General features: G+C 72.7%; 14 protein-coding genes and 1 pseudogene. 8 read left to right on the forward strand and 7 right to left on the reverse strand.

Going from position 1 to position 15,079, the window contains the following annotated elements; genetic code table 11:
* Window positions 1-59: 59 nt before the first annotated feature.
* Genes ICC28_RS25445 through ICC28_RS25455 form a run of 3 tightly spaced genes read right to left on the reverse strand, consistent with a single transcriptional unit; the run spans window position 60 to window position 3,344 of the window.
* A complete protein-coding gene (locus ICC28_RS25445; protein WP_188291030.1) occupies window positions 60-1,589 on the reverse strand; it encodes an FAD-dependent oxidoreductase in 1,530 nt (509 codons plus the stop codon).
* Complete coding sequence (locus ICC28_RS25450; RefSeq protein ID WP_188291031.1) at window positions 1,586-2,491, reverse strand: alpha/beta fold hydrolase; 906 nt, start codon at window positions 2,489-2,491, stop codon at window positions 1,586-1,588. Before ICC28_RS25450 ends, ICC28_RS25445 begins: the two co-directional genes overlap by 4 nt.
* A 19-nt stretch (window positions 2,492-2,510) precedes the next feature.
* Window positions 2,511-3,344, reverse strand: a complete 834-nt coding sequence (locus ICC28_RS25455) for an alpha/beta fold hydrolase (RefSeq protein ID WP_188291032.1) — start codon at window positions 3,342-3,344, stop codon at window positions 2,511-2,513.
* Between the two features lie 194 nt (window positions 3,345-3,538).
* On the opposite strand from ICC28_RS25455, the gene ICC28_RS25460 reads away from it, so the two are divergent.
* A complete protein-coding gene (locus ICC28_RS25460) occupies window positions 3,539-5,227 on the forward strand; it encodes an SLC13 family permease (RefSeq protein WP_188291033.1) in 1,689 nt (562 codons plus the stop codon).
* Window positions 5,228-5,647: 420 nt separating this feature from the next.
* Window positions 5,648-6,253, forward strand: coding sequence for a lytic polysaccharide monooxygenase (locus tag ICC28_RS25465; protein WP_188291034.1), 606 nt, complete (start codon window positions 5,648-5,650; stop codon window positions 6,251-6,253).
* A gap of 195 nt (window positions 6,254-6,448) precedes the next feature.
* Here ICC28_RS25465 and ICC28_RS25470 read toward each other — a convergent pair whose 3' ends face one another.
* On the reverse strand, window positions 6,449-8,155 hold the full coding sequence (locus ICC28_RS25470; RefSeq protein ID WP_188291035.1) for a sigma-70 family RNA polymerase sigma factor: 1,707 nt from the start codon (window positions 8,153-8,155) through the stop codon (window positions 6,449-6,451).
* Between the two features lie 213 nt (window positions 8,156-8,368).
* On the opposite strand from ICC28_RS25470, the gene ICC28_RS25475 reads away from it, so the two are divergent.
* From ICC28_RS25475 to ICC28_RS25490, 4 genes and pseudogenes are all read left to right on the forward strand, one after another.
* Window positions 8,369-8,659: a DUF1876 domain-containing protein gene (locus tag ICC28_RS25475; RefSeq protein WP_188291036.1), complete on the forward strand. Its 291-nt coding sequence runs from the start codon at window positions 8,369-8,371 to the stop codon at window positions 8,657-8,659.
* Window positions 8,660-8,714: 55 nt separating this feature from the next.
* Window positions 8,715-8,895: pseudogene (locus tag ICC28_RS25480) on the forward strand (DUF1918 domain-containing protein); the annotation flags it as partial.
* 242 nt (window positions 8,896-9,137) lie between these two features.
* Entirely contained in the window at window positions 9,138-9,362 is a 225-nt protein-coding gene (locus ICC28_RS25485; RefSeq protein WP_188291038.1) for a hypothetical protein, read from the forward strand.
* Window positions 9,363-9,412: 50 nt separating this feature from the next.
* A complete protein-coding gene (locus tag ICC28_RS25490; protein ID WP_188291039.1) occupies window positions 9,413-10,012 on the forward strand; it encodes a TetR/AcrR family transcriptional regulator in 600 nt (199 codons plus the stop codon).
* A gap of 66 nt (window positions 10,013-10,078) precedes the next feature.
* Here ICC28_RS25490 and ICC28_RS25495 read toward each other — a convergent pair whose 3' ends face one another.
* Entirely contained in the window at window positions 10,079-10,972 is an 894-nt protein-coding gene (locus ICC28_RS25495) for an EamA family transporter (RefSeq protein ID WP_188291040.1), read from the reverse strand.
* A 68-nt stretch (window positions 10,973-11,040) separates the two neighbouring features.
* Here ICC28_RS25495 and ICC28_RS25500 point away from each other — a divergent pair, with 68 nt between their 5' ends.
* Window positions 11,041-11,895, forward strand: coding sequence for a LysR family transcriptional regulator (locus ICC28_RS25500; protein ID WP_188291041.1), 855 nt, complete (start codon window positions 11,041-11,043; stop codon window positions 11,893-11,895).
* Between the two features lie 198 nt (window positions 11,896-12,093).
* Here the strand turns inward: ICC28_RS25500 and ICC28_RS25505 are convergent, their stop codons facing one another.
* Window positions 12,094-12,675, reverse strand: a complete 582-nt coding sequence (locus ICC28_RS25505) for a hypothetical protein (RefSeq protein WP_188291042.1) — start codon at window positions 12,673-12,675, stop codon at window positions 12,094-12,096.
* A gap of 279 nt (window positions 12,676-12,954) precedes the next feature.
* On the opposite strand from ICC28_RS25505, the gene ICC28_RS25510 reads away from it, so the two are divergent.
* Complete coding sequence (locus tag ICC28_RS25510) at window positions 12,955-13,938, forward strand: Acg family FMN-binding oxidoreductase (protein ID WP_188291043.1); 984 nt, start codon at window positions 12,955-12,957, stop codon at window positions 13,936-13,938.
* A 632-nt stretch (window positions 13,939-14,570) separates the two neighbouring features.
* On the opposite strand, the gene ICC28_RS25515 is transcribed toward ICC28_RS25510, so the two are convergent.
* Window positions 14,571-14,963, reverse strand: a complete 393-nt coding sequence (locus tag ICC28_RS25515; RefSeq protein WP_188291044.1) for an STAS domain-containing protein — start codon at window positions 14,961-14,963, stop codon at window positions 14,571-14,573.
* Between the last annotated feature and the right edge of the window lie 116 nt (window positions 14,964-15,079).

The following is a 15,079-nucleotide window of genomic DNA, read 5'->3' on the forward strand; positions in this document are numbered from 1 at the left end:
ACGGCGGTCCCCCGATCGGTGCGGAGGCGGTTCTGCCGGTACATGGTGCGGCTCCTTGCCTACGGTGTCATGGCACGCATGGCGGTGCGCGTGCTGGTGAGGAAGTCCGACGTGGCGATGTGCCCGATGTAGCCGTCGGGACGGATGAGCAGCAGCGTGTCGCCGGTCAGGCCGTAGGCACGCCGCAGTGTGCCGCGGGGGTCGGAGAAGGGGCGGCCGTCGGCGGCGGACGCTCCGACGGTGAGCCGCTTCAGCTGCGCGCCCGCCGCCGGCCAGGCGAGCTGTTCGAGGTCCCGGGCGGCATCGGGGCCGTAGGCGAGGGCGGTGAAGTGGGGTCCGCGCAGGACGTCGAAGAGCCGGGTCGCGGTTCCGTCGGCGCCGAGCAGTCGGGCGTCGGGGGCGCGGTCGCCCGCGCGCAGGGTCCCGGTGCGCGTGCCGTCGGCGGGGGCGAGCGGGCCGCCGTAGTAGGTGAGGGTGAGCTGTTGCTCGTCCCTGCCCCGCTTCATGCTCGTCGGGTCGAGCCTGGCGATGCCGCCCCACTTGTCCGTGGACAGGCCCAGGACCCCGGCGGCGATCGGCTGCCGCTCGGCCTCGTAGGTGTCCAGCAGCGCCGCGTCCGCCCCGGCGAGGACCTGGCCGAGCTTCCAGCCGAGGTTGTACCCGTCCTGTATGCCGGTGTTCAGGCCCTGGGCGCCGGCCGGTGTGTGGACGTGCGCGGCGTCACCGGCGAGGAAGACCCGCCCTCGGCCGTAGCTTTCCGCCAGGCGGATGTTGGGCCGGAACACCGACGTCCAGCGGATGTCGTGCAGTTGAATGCGCCGGTTGTGGGTGTGGGCGTGGATCCGCCGGAGGATGTCGTCCTTCTGCGAGGGCGCTTCCTCGTCCGGCGTGAGGCGGATCATCCACTGGAACATGTCGCTGTCGGGCAGCGGACAGGCGCCGATGAACCGGCCGCCCCGGCCGGGCCACATGTGCCATCGGTCCCGTGCCAGACCGGTCACGGAGGCGTCGACGACGAGCATCCGGTCGCTCTCGTCCGTCGTCCCGACGAAACCGACGCCGAGCTGCTTGCGTACCGCACTGGAACCGCCGTCGGCGCCCACGACGTAGCGGGCGGCGATCTCCTGCGTGCCGTCCGTGCCGGACACCTTGGTGACGACCGTGTCCTCGTGCTGCGTCAGCTCGGTCAGTTCCCTGCCGAACTCGATCTCGCAGCCGAGCTCGCCGAGCCGGGCGTGCAGGGCGCGGTCCGTGCGGAACTGAGGGATCAGCCAGGTGTTCGGATAAGGGACGTCCGGGGTCGCCTCCTTGTGGGGGAACATTCGCCACGGCACCGCGAGGGGCCCGGCACGGAGCGCGAGCTTGGGGTAGGTGCTGCCGCCGGCCAGCACGTCGGGCAGGACGCCGAGGTCTTCCAGGACTTCGAGGCTGCGGGGCTGGACGCCCTTGGCGCGGGAGCCGCGGAAGGCGTGGGGCGACCTGTCGACGATGCGTACGTCGAGGCCGCGGCGTACGAGGTCGATGGCCAGGGCGGAGCCCGAGGGGCCCGCCCCGATGACCAGGACGTCGATGACCGGTGGGTTGTTCACGAGTCGGGCCTTTCGCTGCGTGCGGCCACGAACGGGACGAGCTGGTCGGCGACGCCGCGGGGCCGTTCGAACGGGGCCATGTGGCCGCATTCGGGGATGACGTGATGGTGCCGGGGCTTCAGCAGGGCGCGTGCCGGGGCGAAGTGGGCCAGGGGCATGACGCTGTCCTCCTCGCCCCACAGGAGCAGGGTCGGAATGCCCAGCGTCCCCGTCGGCCGGAAGAGGTCGTCCCGGCCGGAGACGGGCAGGTGCTGCAGCGTGTCGAAGACCGCGTGCAGCGAGCCCTCGAAGCGGAAGGCGTCGAGGACCATCTCGGTCAGTTCCGCACCGCGTTCGGGGTCGCGGACGTTGTGCCCGAGGTGCCGCTGGAGTATCCGTCGGCCGCGCCGCCGGGCCACGAGGCCGGCCAGCAGATCGCTGCGCAGCAGCCGGTGCGGGGAGGTCGGCCGCGGTTTCGCCAGACCGGCGGGTCCGGCGACGGTGAGCGTGGACATCGACGAGCGGTGCCGGGCTGCGCAGGCCATGGCGACGAGCGCCCCCATGGAGGTGCCGACGAGATGCAGTGGGCGTGCCGTCAGACCGAGCCGGTCCGTCAGCTCGGCCAGCTGCCGTACGAACAGGTTCTCGTCGTATCGCGCCCGCACGCGGTCCGAATAGCCGCGGCCGTACGCGCTGAAGGCCGGCGTCCGCAGTCCGCGGGCGTTCAGCTCGGCGACGAGGCCGTCCCAGTAGAACAGCGGGATGGTCAGCCCGCCGGCCATCACGACCGTATCCCCGTCTTCCGGGCCCTTCAGTTCGTAGTGTGTGACGCCGTCGGACAGCTCGACGAAACTGCCGCGCAGGGCTTGCCGCGAGCCGGGGGTGAGCCGGCGGTCCTCGCCCGGGGCGACGAAGTACTTCATGGAACGGGCCTCCTCGGCCTCAGTGCGTGGGGGTGTCGGCGCGGGAGCCGAGGAAGTCCGCGATCGCCTTCGCGACCCACTCGGGCTCTTCTTCGGGCAGCAGGTGACCGCCGTGCGGATGCACCAGCTCCGCGGCACCGGGGATGTCGCGGGCAAAGTGCTGGCCGTCCAGACGCGCGCTGCGCAGGACGAGCGTGGGCACCGTGATACGGGGGATCTGCGCGCTTCGGTCGGGCTGGTCGGTGTTGCAGAAGTCGACGAAGGCCGAGCGGTTCCCGGGCCGGTTCATGAGCTGATGGGCCCGGTCGACCAGGGCGTCGTCCACGATCGTGGAGCGCGGGTCGACGGCCGAGCGCAGACTGCGCTCGATGGCGCCGCGCGGCATCACCCGCCGCAACACAGGGCGCAGCAGCGGATTGCGGGTCAGGCGCATGCTCGCGGGCACCGCCTTCTCCGGGTATCCGGTGGCGTTGACCAGCAGCAGGCCGGTCAGCCGGTCCGGCTGGTCCAGTGCGAGGTTGCAGGCGATGTTGCCGCCCAGGGAACTGCCCGCCATCGCGTAACGCGGCACCTTCAGCGCCTCCACGAAGCGCGCCACGGTCACGGCGTAGGCCGGGATGCGGTAGTCGCGGTCCGTGCGCGGGCCGGGCAGGCCGAACCCCGGCAGGTCGGGGCGGATCACGTCGTACGACCGCGACAGCAGGTCCGCCGCACCGTCGAAGTGCTGAAGCGACGAGGCGCTGCCGTGGAGCAGAAGGAGTGCCGGGCCGTGACCGGCGCGTTTGTAGTGGATGCGCAGCCCCTCCACCGCGACGAACCGGGAATCGGGTTGCGGCTGAGACCAGATGCCCATAATGGCTACACTGTTGCCGATAAGGTGGCCGTGTCAAGTGCAAGCCTTCGAAGGGCAAGGGCAAGGGCAAGGGCAAGGGCGACGGCGACCGCGACCGTTAAGAACAAAACAGGGACAGCCGGAGTGACCCGTGCCACATTCCCCAGCACGCCGGTTACAGCCGAGTGGCCGGAGTGTTTCCGAAAGGGACGGTCATGAACACGGACACCCAGCAGGTCGAGGCCCGCGCTCGGGTCTCGGCCGGTCCCCGGCCGGGTGCGGACGAATCGCATCTGCCCAACCGACGGATCTGGCTCGGCCGGGTCCTCGGCCCGGTACTCGCGTTCGCGACGTACTTCCTCCTCCCTCAGGACGCAGCACTGTCCACCCCGGCCAGAACCACGGCCTCCGTGGTTGTGCTGGTCGCCGTGTGGTGGATGACCGAGGCGATGCCGCTCGCGGTGACCTCACTCGTGCCGATCGTGGCGTTCCCCCTGCTCGGCGTCCTGGAGATCGGGGACGCGACCGCTCCCTACGCGCACCCCACGGTCTTCCTCTTCCTGGGCGGCTTCGTCATCGCGCTGGCCATGCAGAAGTGGAACCTGCACAAGCGGATAGCCCTGCTGACCATGCGGGCCATCGGCACCAAGCCCCGGCAACTGGTGCTGGGGGTCATGGTGGCCACGGCGTTCCTCAGCATGTGGGTGTCCAACACCGCCACCACCTTGATGATGCTGCCCATCGGCACCAGCGTGCTGGCCCTGGTGATCGCCAAGCGCACCGGCGCCGGCAACACCGACAACGACGAGAACGCCGAGAACACCGACGACGCGGTCGGCGCCGGGGAAGGCGGGGGCGCCTCCGGGGCGGACGCCGGTATCGGCGGCCCCGTCTCCGAGCTGGCCGCCGACAAGGACACGCAGAACTTCGCCACCGGGCTGATGCTGGCCATCGCCTTCGCCGCCACCATCGGCGGTCTCGCCACCCTCATCGGCAGCCCGCCCAACCTGATCCTGTCCGGGTTCGTCGAGCAGAACTACGACATCACCATCGCGTTCGCGGACTGGATGAAGGTCGGCGTGCCCCTCTCCGCGGTCTTCCTGGTCATCGCCTGGCTGCTGCTGACCCGGGTGATCTACCCGACGCGGCTCACCGACGTCGTCGGCGGCAAGGAGGTCATCCAGGAGGAGATCGACAAGCTGGGGCGGATGTCGCGGGGCGAGTGGAACGTGCTGGCCGTCTTCACCACGGCCGCCCTGCTGTGGGTCTTCAAGGAGCCGCTCACCGACTGGTCCGGGCTGACCTCGGTCCTCCCCTTCATGGGCAGGCTGACGGACGAGGCCGTCGCCATCGCCGCCGTCATCGCGCTGTTCCTCATCCCCGCGGCGCGCAGCACGCGAGAGCGGGGCATGACGATGACCATGGACTGGCGTACCGCGCAGTCCGGCATCCCGTGGGGCGTGCTGCTGCTCTTCGGCGGTGGCCTGAGCCTGGCCAAGGCCGTGCAGGAGACCAAGCTGAGCGACTGGATCGGCACGAAGATGAGCGGTCTGGGCAGTCTGCCGACCGTTCTGCTGATCGGCACCGTCTGCCTGATCATCCTGATGCTCACCGAACTCACCAGCAACACCGCCACCGCGTCGACGTTCCTGCCGGTCCTCGGCGGCGTCGCCGTCGGTATCGGTCTCGACCCGCTGCTGCTGCTCGCGCCCGCCGCGCTGGCCGCCACCTGCAGCTTCATGCTGCCGGTCGGGACGCCGCCGAACGCCATCGTCTTCGGGTCGGGCCATGTGACCATGCCGCAGATGATCCGGGCCGGACTGTGGCTGAACCTCGTCGGCGTCGTGCTGATCACCGCCATGGTGATGCTGCTCGGCGGCTGGGCCCTGGGCATCAGCTTCTGAACCACCCGGGCGGCGCGTTGCCGGCGCCGGGCCATCCGGCGCCGGCAGGGCCGTGACCTGGAACCACCGGTGACGTGCTGCTGCCCTTCGACGGCCTGACCGAGACCGAGGGAGCCTCGCTGCGCACCGCCCGCCGCGCGAGCGCACCGCCCGCCCCGCGGGCGCACCGGTCCGGGCCGCACCCTCGTCTTCCGGCCCCGCGAACAATTCCGGCTCCCGGCTCACGGCGGATTCCCTGCTCGCCACCCGCCCCTGTAATCAACTCCTTCTGCTCCATTGACATCTCACACAGAAGGCCTAACTTTGGGAGCGCTCCCATCACAGCCTTGCAACTGGAAGGAGTCCCCCCACATGCGCACAGAAAGTCCGTTAACCGGGCGTTCGCGGGCGTCCCTCCGCCGGCCTCTCCAGGCGCTCGTCATGGTGTTCGCCGTGGTCGTCGGCGCCCTCGCCTGGTCGACCCCCGCCCAGGCTCACGGCACCGTCGTCGGCCCCGCCACTCGCGCGTACCAGTGCTGGAAGACGTGGGGCAACAACCACACGAACCCGGCCATGCAAACCCAAGATCCCATGTGTTGGCAGGCCTTCCAGGCCAACTCCGACACCATGTGGAACTGGATGAGCGCGCTCCGCGACGGCCTCGGAGGCCAGTTCCAGGCACGGACCCCCGACGGCACGCTCTGCAGCAACAACCTCTCGAGGAACGCCAGCCTGGACAGGCCCGGACCGTGGAAGACCACCACCATCGGCAACAACTTCTCGATCCACCTGTACGACCAGGCGTCCCACGGGGCCGACTACTTCAGGGTCTACGTGAGCAAGCAGGGCTTCAACCCCAAGACCCAGACCCTGGGCTGGGGCAACCTCGACTTCATCACGCAGACCGGCCGCTTCGCCCCGGCACAGAACATCACGTTCCCCGTCCAGACCTCCGGCTACACCGGACACCACATCGTGTTCGTGATCTGGCAGGCCTCGCACCTCGACCAGACCTACATGTGGTGCAGCGACGTGGACTTCGGCTGAGCCGCAAAGCACCGCACACGGCACCGGCCTCGGCCGGGCGCCGGTAACCCGCCGCCCGGCCGACCGCGCCCCGTCGGGGCAGGGACCCCATGTGGTCACCCTGCCCCGGCGGGGCCTCCTGCGTTCCTCACCTGACTCTGCCGAAGATCTTGGAGGTCGGTCATCGCGCGACCGAGACAGGACCGAACGCTCGATTCAGTAGCCGAACACCTGGGTCCAGGTCCAGTCGTCGTCGACAACGCCGAGGCCCATGGTGGTGAGGGAGCAGTTGAGGATGTTCTGCCGGTGGCCCGGGGAGTTCATCCACGACTCCATGACGGCCTCGGGGGTGGGCTGCCCCTGAGCGATGTTCTCGGCCCCGGGCGACGGGTGTCCCTGGGCGGTGGCCCGGTCGGCGAAGGTGCTGCCGTTCAGGCCGGTGTGGTCGAAGTAGTCGTTCTGCGACATGTCCTCGCTGTGCAGTTGGGCGGCACGCGCGAGACGGTCGTCGGATGTCACGGGCCCGCATCCGGCCTTCTCCCGCTCCGCGTTGACGAGGGCCAGCACCTGCGCGGCCGGGGCGGCCGCGGGGGCGGCGGCCGGGGACGCGGACAGCTGGGGCCTGGACGGCGTCGGCTCCGCGCTCGTGCGCGACGGTGTCGGCGTGGGTTTCGGGGACGTAGCACTGGGCTTGGGGGAGGAGGACGCGCTGGGTGACGGCGACGGGGACGGTGAGGCGGAGGGGGTGGGGGACGCGGAGGAGGATGCCGGGGCCGGTGCCTCGGGCTGTGTGCCGGCGGCGGACCGGACCGTGTCGCCCTCCCCGTCCGGCTGCAGGCTCAAGGTCGCGACGGTGCCTCCTGCGATCAGTGCGGCGACCGCGGCGGCGACGCCGGCGGCGCGGCGGCGCTGCCGTATTCGCCTCCGCGCGCGGTGGCCGTGTCGCCCGCGGGAGCGTGCGGCGCGCGCCGGTGCGAGTACGGCAGTGGGGTCATCCGAGCCGGACTCCGGGTGGGCGAGGGCGTCGTCGTGCTCCGCGGTGGCGGTGGCGGTGGAGTGGCCGTGGTCCGGGTGCGCCGACATGCCGAAGGCGACGGTCGCCTCGGCCGCGGTCTCGGAGCCCTGGAAGGCCGTCAGTCCGGCGAGGCCGGTCAGCGCGGCGGCCACGGGCACCAGCCCCAGGCCCACCAGCAGTCCCTCGGCCGGGACGAGGTCGGCCCGGTGGCCGGAGCACCGTACGCACTCCCGGGCGTGGCGGGCGATGCGCTTGCGCCACAGCGGCGACGGGCGACCGTCCCAGTTCCCGATCACCTGGCCGAGGTCGGCGCACAGCGGAGTCGCGGACAGCGCACGTACCACCAGACGGGCGGTCTCCAACTGGGCCTTCATCCGCTGCACCCGTACGGCCGTGTGCTCCGGCGGCAGCTCCAGCGCCGCGGCCACCTCCGTCCGGCTCAGCTCGCCGACGGCCTCCAGCCACCACAGCGACAGCAGCATCCGGTCGTCGCCGTCCAGCCAGCGTGTGGCCTGCGCCACCTCGCGCCGCTGGCCCTCCAGCCCGAGGCGCACGATCGTCAGATCCACGAAGTCCGCACCGGGGTCGGCCACGTCGTAGGCGTCCTGGAGGTCCCCTCCCGCCGGCGCCACCTGCTGTTTGTAGTGGTGGGTGCGGATCTGGTTCATCGTGATGGCCACCAGCCAGGACCGGAAGCTGCCCGGGTGATGCAGCGAGCCGAGTCCGCGCAGCGCGCGCAGCATGGTCTCCTGTACGACGTCGTCGACGTCGGCGTGCCCGTTCAGCGCCCGCCCCACGATGTTGTACACCAGCGGCAGGTACGCGCCCACCAACTCGTCCTGCGCCCACAGAGCGCCGCGCTGGGCCGCCTCGACCACCGCGTACTCGTGTTCTCCCATTGCTGCCATGCCTGACCACGTCCCCTTCCGGTCCGCGCATTCTTTCGCCCGGTACTAGGGGAGACCGCAGGCCGGGGGTGCCATAACAGAAATCGGCCCGGCGGGACGAGACGCGGCGGGCCGAACGGCCCTTCGGGCGGGGCCCTGGGGGACCTGGTGCCGTCCGTGCCGCCGAATGACCATGGAAGGGGGAGAGGGGGCCGACGGCAGGAGGAGGACGCGATGAACCACACCGCGGAATGGAAGGTGCGCCTCTACCTCTTCGAGGAGGAGGGAACGACGAAGGCGCGCGTGGTGCTGGACACCGGGAACGCGTCGCTGACCGGTCAGGGGACGGCGCACCGCAACCCCGCCGACCGGGACGTGCCGGAGATCGGCGACGAACTGGCGGCGGGCAGGGCCCTGCACGACCTCGCCGGGCAACTGGTGGAGGCCGCCACGCAGGACATCGAGGGCATGGAGGCCCCCGTGCGCGAGCAGGCGCCCCGGCAGGCGGTCGGCTGGGCCGTCTGACACATCCGACGGCCGCCGCGGCGGCCGCAGCAGTGCGAGGAAGCGGGTGGTGATCATGCGGGCCCGACTCGGTGATCGGCTCGTTGTCGAAAGCCCGACCACGGGTGCCACCAGGCGGGACGGCGAGATCGTCGGACTGCGCCACGAGGACGGCACCCCTCCCTACGACGTGCGCTGGTCCGACACGCACGAGGTGACGCTCGTGTTCCCCGGCCCCGACGCGCACATCCGTCATCCGGCGCACCGGAAGGGAGTCCCGCAGGCCGGCTGAGCCGTGCGGCTCGGTGGCCGGCGGACCGGAGCGCAGCGCCGCGGCCCCTCGATCGAACGAGGGGCCGCGGCGGTGTCATGTCCGGTGCCCTCGTTTCTTCTCCCTCCGCTGCCCAAATCGCCCTGTGACAAGCGGACTTGCTTCGTCCGGACGGGAGCGGGACACTGTTAACGCAAGTATGACTGCGTTAGTGAGAGGGTGAGGTACATGCTCCTCCCCGAGGGTTTCTGGATGTCGTTCACGCTCGTCGTACTGGTCGGCATGGCCGCCACGGCGGTCGCGGCGGTACAGGTCTCGGTCCTCGCGTCCGGTCGCACCCCGGCCCACCGGCCCGGGCCCGCCCGGCAGGCGAGCGCGCCGCCCGTCCCCGTGGTGCCCCTGCGCGCGGAGTACCGTGCGCCCGCGCCCGCCCCGCAGCGGCGAGCGAGCTGATCCGCCTCCCCAGGAGGTCGAACGGCCGGGGCCTGCGTTACGTTGGCACGATGCCGGCCCGAACCCAGCCCCACGCGCGCAGACCCGGCGGCCGCAGTGCCCGGGTGCGCGCCGCGGTGCTGGCCGCGACGGTGGAGGTGCTGCTCGACGGCGGCCTCGACGCGCTGTCGATCGGTGAGGTGGCCCGGCGCGCGGGCGTGCACGAGACGTCGATCTACCGGCGCTGGGGGACCAGGGCCAACCTGGCCCTCGACGCCGTACTGGACCGCACGGAGACGGAACTGCCGGTCCCGGACACCGGCGCCCTGCCCACGGACCTGGGCGCGCTGCTGCGCCACACCGCCGCGTTCGCCCGCACGCCGCTCGGCGAACTGCTGCTGCGGATGGCCGTGCGCGAGGACATGGCCGAGTACGAAGGAGCCCGCGAGCGGTTCTGGGACCACCGCTTCGCCGCCGGGGCCGCCGTCCTCGACCGCGCCGAACAGCGGGGCGAACTACGCCCCGGCATCGACCGCCGACTCGCCCTCGAAGCCCTGCTGGGGCCCGTCCACATGCGCCTCCTGCTCACCCGCGAACCCCTCGACGACGCCTTTCTCGACGGGGTCGTGGACCTGGTGGTCTCGGGGGTCGGCGCGGGCGGGCGTCCGTAACGGGCGCCCGTGCCCTGAGAGACGCCGTGCCGCGTGGCTGTGCCGCCGCCGGGCCCGCTTGCGGCATCATGCGCGCGAGGTCGCGATGCTGAGCGCGTTCGCCGCGACGACGGCCCCGATGGCGGCCCACTCCGCCCCGCCGAGGCCCTGGCCGAGGACGACGAGGCCGACGAGTGCGGCGAGGACGGGGTTGACGCTCATGAACAGGCCGAAGACCCGGGCCGGCACATGGCGCAGGGTGAACAGGTCCGCAAGGTAGGGGACGGCCGAGGAGAGGACCCCGGCGGCGACGGCGCAGCCGACGGCCGCGAGCGTGGGCGGCTGCCGTACGACGAGGACGACACCGACCGGCAGGAACAGCAGCGCGGACAGCGCCGCCGCGGCCCCCGCACCCTGCGCGCCGGGGATGCGCCGCCCGACGGTCCGGTTCAGCAGGATGTACGACGCCCAGCAGGCGGCGGCCACCAGTCCCAGGGCCATGCCGAGGTAGTCGGCGGAGGGCCGCGGCCGCATCAGTACGACGACACCGGCCGTGGCGAGCAGCGCGCACAGGGCGTCCACCCGCCGCCGCGAGCCGGCCAGGGCGATGGCCAGCGGGCCCAGGAACTCCAGGGTCACCGCCAGCCCCAGGCCGACCCGGTCGACGGCGGTGTACAGCGACAGGTTCATCGTGCCGAAGACCACGGCCAGCAGCACCACCGGCCACCACTGGTGCCGGGTGAAGCTCCTCAGCCGCGGCCGGCCGACGGCGAGCAGGACGGCGGCGGCGACGTACTGGCGTACCGCCACGACACCGATCGGGCCGAGCACGGGGAAGGCGAGCGAGCCCACCGCGGCACCGGTCTGGTTGGCCAGGCCGCTGCCGACCATGGTGGCCACGCCCGCGAGGCCGGCACGGGCCGACTCCGGTCGGGGGAGGGGGACTTGAGGGGCGGAGGCAGGTGCGGTTCGGACGCGCATGCAGGCATCGTGCTGCCGCCGAACGCATGCGCAAAATGCGTGCGCCGATCGATCTATACGCTTGAGTCATGGATGTGGAGCTCCGCCAGTTGCGCTGCCTCGTCGCGATCGTCGACGAGGGCAGCTTCACCGACGCCGCCCTCGCGCTCGGCGTCTCGCAGGCCGCCGTGTCGCGCACCCTCGCCTCGCTCGAACGGGCCCTGGGAGTAAGGCTGTTGCGGCGCACCTCCCGCGAGGTGACCCCGACGGGCACCGGACTGCGGGTGCTGGCGCATGCCCGGCGGGTGCTCGGCGAGGTCGACGACCTGGTCCGCGAGGCCACCTCCGGACACGGGCACCTGCGGATCGGCTACGCCTGGGCCGCCCTCGGCCGGCGCACCTCGGCCCTGCAGCGCCGCTGGGCCGCCGCCCAGCCCGGGACGGACCTCCAGCTCGTGCGCGTCAACTCGCCGACGGCGGGGCTCGCGGAGGGCGCCTGCGACCTGTCCGTGGTCCGCCGGCCGCTGGACGACCGCCGGTTCGACTCGGCCATCGTCGGCCTGGAACGCCGCCTGTGCGCGGTGGCCGCCGACGACCCGCTGGCCCGGCGGCGCTCGGTCCGCCTCGCCGACCTCACCGGACGCACCCTGCTCGTCGACCGCCGCACCGGCACCACCACGGCGGAACTGTGGCCGCCGGACGCCCGCCCCGCGACCGAGGAGATCCACGACGTCGACGACTGGCTCACCGTGATCGCCACCGGCCGCTGCGTCGGCATGACCGCCGAGGCGACCGCCCACCAGTACCCGCGCCCCGGAGTGGTGTACCGGCCGGTGCGCGACGCCGAACCCGTCGCCGTACGCCTCGGCTGGTGGCGCGACGACCCGCACCCGGCGACGCAGACGGCCGTCGAACTGCTCACGACGCTGTACCGCAACGGCTGACGGAGCGGCCCGGCGTACCGCAACGGCTGTCCGACCGGCCTGGCGTGCCGCAACGGCTGACGGATCGGCCTGGCGTGCCGCAACGGCTGACGGATCGGCCTGGCGTGCCGCAACGGCTGACGGATCGGCCTGGCGTGCCGCAACAGCTGTCCGACCGGCCTGGCGTATCGCAACGGCTGTCCGACCGGCCCGGCCGGATCAGCTGTTCTGCCGCCCCCACTCGGGCCCCACGAGCTCCCACTCGCGCCCCCACTGCGCCACGCAGCGCCGCTTCAGCTGCCAGCGGGCCACCGCGCCGACACCGAAGGCCGTGCCCGCGAGGGCGAGTGCGGCGGCCGCGCCCAGGACGGCGGCCTCGACGGCGGCCTCCGTGCGGCTGGGGGGCTCGGTGACGAGGCCGTCCCGGCGGTCGAGCCAGACGTCGACCTCGGCGCCGGCCTTCAGACCCCGGGTGACCAGCGTGCGGTCCGTGCGTGTGGTGCCGTCGGCGGCCGTCCAGCGGACCTCGGCCAGCCCCTGCTGGCGTGCCGCGCCGACCGCGGACGTTGCGGGCGGGACGTCCGCGAGCAGAACGGCCTGGGCGCGGTGGCGTTCGACGCGCTGCCGCGCGAACACCTCGTCGGCCGCGTGTGCCGTCACCAGGCCCGCGACGCTGCCGCCCACGGCGACGACCGCCCAGACGAGCAGCACGATCCAGGCCTCGATGATGTCGTCGCGGCGGCGCAGCGGATTGCTCCGCCACCGCCACATCCGCTTCTTCGTGCACACGGTGCCGTCCATCGGTCCGTATCTCCTCGTCGTCGTCCTCGCTCACCCGACGGTGACAGCCGCCGACCGCTCGCCATATGGGCCGGTCAGGCGGGATCGGGGGTCCTGTCGGGACCAACCCGACGCTCCAAAGGGGCCGTTCAGCCCTCCCGTCGGCACGGTTCGGCCGCCGGGTCCCGCCCGGACGCCGCGGACCCTCGGGCCCTGGCCGGGGACCATCGGCCCCTCACCGTGGCGGGGACGGGTGCCCACGCTCGAAGGACAGAACCCATTCGGCGAGAGGAGGGCATCATGCGCAGCACATCCCTTGACGCCGTGGCCCTGGAGACCTGCGTTGCGGCGGCCGTCGCCGCTCCCTCGCTCTACAACTCCCAGCCCTGGCGCTTCCGCCTCGACCCCGAGACGGTCACCTTCCACGTCCGTGCCGCCCCGGCCCACGGTCTGCGGTTCACGGACCCGGAGGGCCGCGCCCTGCACATCTCGGTCGGCGCATGTGTCCTCAACCTCCGGGTCGCCCTGGAGCACTTCGGCTGGGCACCCGTCATCCGGCTGCTGCCCTCCCCGCGGGACCCCACGCTCCTGGCCACGGTGAACCCGACCGAGAGCGGGGCGTGGGAGACGGAGACGGCCGACGGCGAGCTGTACGCGGCCCTCTGGCGCAGGCGGAGCAGCCGCCTGCCCTTCTCGGACGATCCGCTGCCCCTGTGGCTGCGCGCCGAACTGGCGGCGGCGGCCGAGGCGGAGGGCGCGTCCCTGGTCTTCCCCCAGGCGGCGGAGACGGCCCGGCTGCTCGAACTCACCGCCCTGGGCGAGCGGCGCAACCACGCCGACCCCGACCGCGCGGCGGAGAGCCGCCGATGGGTGCGCGAGGACCCGTACTCGGCCTCCGACACGGGCGTGCCCCTGGAGGCGCTCGGCCCGCAGGACGCCAGGGAGAGGCTGCCCATGCGCGACTTCACCGCGCAACGCCATCCGGAGCGGCTGCCCGCCCGCTCCTTCGAGAAGGCCCCGGTCATCGCCCTGCTGACCACCGAGCACGACCGCCGCGCCGACTGGCTGCGTGCCGGGCAGGCCCTGGAACGCGTCCTGCTGGTCGCGACGGCCCGTGGACTGCGCACGTCCCTGCTGCACCAGGCCCTGGAATGGCCCGACCTGCGCGCATCCCTCAGCCCCACGCCCGACCACACCGGCCACGCCCAGATCCTCGTCCGCCTCGGCCACGGCCCCCAGGGCCCGGCGACACCGCGCCGCCCCGCCCCACGCCTGCTCGACTGAGGCAGCCGGCCCGCAGGGCTGCCGCCCCGTGGGTCGGCAGCTCCAACGAACGCGGTCGCCGGAAACGATGGCGGCGGCTGCCTGCCCGATGCCGCGGGCGGCTCCGCCGGTCTCGGGCGGCGCCTCCACGTTGCCCGGATCGGGCAGGCGCGGCGGTTGCCTACCTCCGCAGGGCCGGCCCCTCCACGCTGCTCGGCCGGCGTGTTGCCCGGGTAGGTTGGGTGGGGGCGGGTGGTTGCCCGCCGGGGGGTGGTGGTCTGGAGGGGTGGGGGTCCGGTGTAGGGCTGTCGGCGTGTTGCTCGGGTCGGTCGGGTACGGCCGGTGGCTGACGGACCGGGATTGGTGGTCCGCAGGGGTGGGGGCCGGCGTAGGGCCGTCGGCGTGTTGCCCGCGTCGGTCGGGTGGGGGCGGGTGGTTGTCCGCCCGGGGTTGGTGGTCCGCAGGGGTGGGCGTCCGGCGTAGGGCCGTCGGCGTGCTGCCCGGGTCGGTCGGGTACGGCCGGTGGCTGTCCGACCGGTACCGCCCTGCCGTGCGCGGCCGGTGATTCGTAGGGGCAGGCACCGCGTCGCGTGATCCCTAGGGGCAGGCACTGCGTCGCGTGATCCCTAGGGGCAGGCCCCGCGTCGCGTGGATCAGCCCGCTGTCACGGACGCGGTGGCCCGGGCCGACGTCGTGGACAGGGAGTTCGGCAGACTGGCGTACAGCTCGAAGACGCCCGCGAGACCGGTCAGGCGGAGCAGGCGCAGGAAGTGCGGGCTCGCCGTGACCACGCGCACCCGGCCGTGCCGGGCGAGGGCGCGGGTCCGGACCCGGCACAGGACGGCCAGGCCGCTGCAGTCGACGAAGGACACGTCACGCAGGTCGAGCACCAGATCGGGGCAGGGGCCCGCGGTCAGTGCGTCGAGCCGAGCGGTCAGCAGGGATGCCGCCCACAGATCGAGCTCGCCGTGCAGTTCCACGACGGTGGTCTCCGCCACGACGCGTTCCGTGAGGGGCGGCGTCGCCGGGGTGAGGTTTTCGCGCATGGTCCGAGCCAAGTGGGTGCGCCCGGCGCGGCGGAAGGGCCGGTCGGCCCCGCCCGGGGATCCGGTCGGGTCCTTGGGCCCGCCCCGGCGAATCGACCCCGACCGGCGCCCACGGG

The sequence above is a fragment of the Streptomyces sp. TRM68416 genome (assembly GCF_014596915.1).
GTDB lineage: Bacteria > Actinomycetota > Actinomycetes > Streptomycetales > Streptomycetaceae > Streptomyces.